This is a genomic window from Myxococcus sp. CA039A (genome assembly GCF_013336645.1).
Taxonomy (GTDB): Bacteria; Myxococcota; Myxococcia; order Myxococcales; family Myxococcaceae; genus Myxococcus; species Myxococcus llanfairpwllgwyngyllgogerychwyrndrobwllllantysiliogogogochensis.
Genome location: NZ_JABUMQ010000548.1, coordinates 1 through 3,836, shown reverse-complemented (window position 1 = coordinate 3,836; position 3,836 = coordinate 1). Strand labels below are relative to the sequence as shown.

Below are 3,836 nucleotides of genomic sequence, written 5' to 3'. Positions count from 1 at the left end.
ACCGAAAGAGGGGCGAGACTCAGCAGATGGTCCGGTCCCGCCAGTGCGTGCAGCGCACCTGAACCGACAGCCGCGAGCGCGATGAGGGGCATGGTCATGGTGGTATCCACCTGCTGAGGGAGAGATGCCCATCCCCCCGCCCGCGTTCCAAGACATCGACTCAGGGGTCCCGCGAAGCCCCGCCGCCCGGTCGATGGAACGCCCGCCTACCCGCCCAGGATGGGCCCTGGGGCCAGCACTCCCGCCGAGACTTCCCGCCACCAGGGCGTGGCCTGCTCCAGGCGCAGGGGCTCGCTCGCGGCCCCCAGGCGAGGCGTGAAGAGCCGGACCTGCTGCTCGGAGGCCAGCCGGAGCAGCGTCTCCGCGGGCTCATCCCATGCGTGCAGGGCCAGGTTGAAGGTGCCCCAGTGCACCGGCATCAACCGGCCGCCCCCGAGCATCTCGTGGGCCTTGAGCGCGTTCTCCGGTCCCAGGTGGATGGTGCCCCAGCTCGGATGAAAGGCACCCACCTCCAGCATCACCAGGTCGAACGGACCATGTCTCCGCCCCACTTCGCGCAGCTCCTCCGTCAGCCCTGTGTCACCACTGAAGAAGAGGCGGTGCTTGTCACCCTCCAGAACCCAGGACGCCCACAGCGTCCGGTTCCGGTCGCCCAAGCCGCGCCCGGAGAAGTGCTGCGACGGCGTGGCGGTGAGTGTCACCGGTCCCACCGTGGTCCGCTCCCACCAGTCCAGCTCGGTGATCAGCTCCGGCGCCACACCGTAGGCCTCCAGGTGGGCCCCCACGCCCAGGGCCGTGACGAACGGAACGCGCCGCTTCGCCAGGGCCTGGATGGTGGGCCGGCACAGGTGGTCATAGTGGTCGTGCGACAGCAGCACCACGTCCAGCTCCGGCAACGCGTCCAGGGACACCGGCGCCTCGTGGAAACGCCGAGGCCCGGCGAAGGACATGGGCGAGGCACGCTCGCCGAACACGGGGTCCGTCAGGATGCGCGCGCCGTCCAGCTCCAGCAGCATCGTGCTGTGCCCCAGCCACGTCACCCGCAGGCCGGTGTCGGGCCTCCGTCCCCAGGCTTCCAGCGGGTTCTCCAGGGGCAACGGCCCCGGAGGCGTGCGCTGCGCGCCCCCGAAGAAGTACTCGCCGAGCAACGGCAGGGGGTTGCCCTGGATGCCAGGGTGCACGGGCGCGGTGTTGCGGAACCGACCCTCCGCGAACTGGCGGGAGGCGCTCACCCGCTCGAGTCGCAGCCCCGAGATATGCCCACCACGGCTGGAAGAAGACATGTCGTCGTGTCTAACGCCTTGGCCCGATTCTGGCCACCCCACCAGGAGGGCGAGCGATGGGTCGCCCTCCCGGCGGGTGGAAGTCAGTCCAGTCGGACGTGCTGCTCCAACCGCTCCTCGGCCGTCAGCTCGCGGTTGGCGACCTCCAGGTCGAAGTCGAAGGTGGCGTACTCGATGCGGCCCGTGAAGGGGAACGTCCCCCGGTCCAGGTACCCGCGGCTCACGGGCGAACGAGAGTCCATTCCGACATCCATGCACTCGGTGCTGAAACGCCCGCGACACTGACGCGGAATCGCCACGTGGCCCACGTCCTTGCCGTTGATGAAGATGCGTGCCGACGCGGGGCCGCCCAGCGTGTCGGACTCATTGGTGAACGCGAGCTTCAGCTCCACCCGCCCCGTGGGGACCTCGATGTCCGACACGGCCTCGTGCCGCTCCACGTCGAAGAAGTTGTAGTGGTACACGAGCCGCCGGTCCTTCACGTACAGCGACCAACCACCCATGTCTCCGCCCACGCAGACCAGCACGCCCTCGGTGCCCTCCGAGGGAAGGTCCGCTCCGACGGTGAGCGTGTAGCTGATGTTGTTCGTCTTCGGCGCGCTGCCCTCCGGCAGATAGGTCATGCCCGAGTAGAACGTGACGCGCTTGCGCCCGTAGAACCAGCTCGGGCGGAGCGTGACGTCCGCGCGCTCGATGAACCGGTCATCCAGGGGCAGCACGTCGTACTTCGCCGCCTCCACCATGAACAGGTCCTGGAGCTCGCGCAGCTTCTCGGGATGTCGGGCCGCGACGTCCACCGCCTGGCTGTAGTCGCCCCGGAGGTCATAAAGCTCCCAGCGGTCCTTGGCGAAGTCCGCCGTTCCCACCGTCTGCCACGGCAACCGGCCATGTCGGCATGAGGCCATCCAGCCATCGCGATACAGCGCCCGGTTGCCGAACATCTCGAAGTACTGGGTGGTCCGCGTGCTCGGAGCGTCCTCGGCCTTTTCATCGAAGGTGTACGCCAGGCTGACGCCCTCGATGGGCTTCTGCGGCGTGCCCTTCATCATCGTCGGCTCGGTGATGCCGATGACCTCCAGCAACGTGGGCGCGATGTCGATGATGTGGTGGAACTGGAAGCGCGAGCCACCTCCCTCGGTGATTTCGCGAGGCCACGAAACAATCATCGGGTTGCGCGTGCCACCGAAGTGCGAGGCCACCTGCTTCGTCCACTGGAACGGCGTGTCGCCCGCCCAGGCCCAGCCCACCGGGTAGTGCGGCGACGTGCCCGGCAGGCCTATCTCGTCCTGTCGGTCCAGGAGCTGCTGGAGGTCGGGCGCGTACCCTCCCAGCGTCAGCATCTCGTTGAGGGTGCCCGTGAGCGTGCCCTCCGCGCTCGAGCCATTGTCTCCGATGATGTAGAGCACGAGCGTGTTCTCCAGCTCACCCAGGTCGTCGAGTGCCTGGACGACTCGGCCCACCTCGTGGTCCGCGTGGGACAGGAAGTCCGCGTAGTTCTCCGCCATGCGACTGAAGAGCTGCTTCTGCTCGTCGTCGAAGGAGTCCCAGGCGGGAATCTCCGCGGGGCGCGCGGTGAGCTTCGCGTCGGGAGGAACCACGCCCAGCTCTATCTGCCGCTTGAACACCTCCTCGCGATAGGCGTCCCAGCCCTGGTCGAACTTCCCCTGATGCCGGCCTCGCCAGTCGAGTGGTGGCTGGTGCGGCGCATGGCCCGCGCCGGGTGCGAGATAGAGGAACAGCGGACGCTGTGGGGCAATCGACTTCTGCTGGCGCATCCACCCGATGCAGTCATCCGCGAGGTCTCGCGTGAGCTGATAGCCCTCCTCGGGCGTCCGGCCGGCCTCCACGGGCTCCGTGCCCCGATAGAGCGCGGGACGGAACTGGTCCGTCTCACCGCCGATGAAGCCGTAGAAGTAGTCGAAGCCCCGCTGCGTGGGCCAGTTGTCGAACGGCCCCGCCGCGCTCGTCTGGTTGTCGGGGACGTTGTGGTTCTTCCCCCACCAGGCCGTGCCGTAACCATTCTGTTGGAGGGTCTCCGCGATGGTTCCACAGCTCTTGGGGATGATGCCCGTGTAGCCGGGGTAGCCCGTGCCTATCTCGCCGATGACGCCCGACGCGGCGCTGTGGTGGTTGCGGCCGGTGAGCAGCGCGGCCCGCGTGGGAGAGCAGAGCGCGGTGGTGTGGAACTGGCAATACTTCAACCCGCTCCGCGCGAGCCGCTCGGCCGTCGGCATCGCGACCCGTCCGCCGAACGCGCTGGACCACCCATAGCCCACGTCGTCCAGCAGCACGAGCAGCACGTTGGGCGCGCGCGCTGGCGCGTTCGGCTGGCGCGGGAAGTCGGGCTTCGAGTCCTGATAGGTCAGCCCGATCTTCGCTTTCGAGAAGCGGTACTCCGGGCCTGGGTAGACGTGGCGATCCACCTTCCGAGGGAACCGAGGCTTCCTGGCCATCGCACGAGTCCTTGCTGCGCCGGGCGCAAAGAAAACCGAGGGCACGGCACCATGGAGACAGGTGGGCCCCCCTGGACGCGCCTTCAAGCCACCCCCGAGC

2 protein-coding genes are annotated in these 3,836 nt (G+C 68.2%); both read right to left on the bottom strand.

What is annotated here, in order from left to right:
• Nucleotides 1-206: 206 nt before the first annotated feature.
• Nucleotides 207-1,283 (bottom strand): MBL fold metallo-hydrolase, encoded by a 1,077-nt coding sequence (locus HR086_RS45395; protein WP_174468768.1) that lies wholly within the window; start codon nt 1,281-1,283, stop codon nt 207-209.
• A gap of 83 nt (nt 1,284-1,366) precedes the next feature.
• Nucleotides 1,367-3,736, bottom strand: a complete 2,370-nt coding sequence (locus tag HR086_RS45390) for an arylsulfatase (protein ID WP_174468767.1) — start codon at nt 3,734-3,736, stop codon at nt 1,367-1,369.
• Between the last annotated feature and the right edge of the window lie 100 nt (nt 3,737-3,836).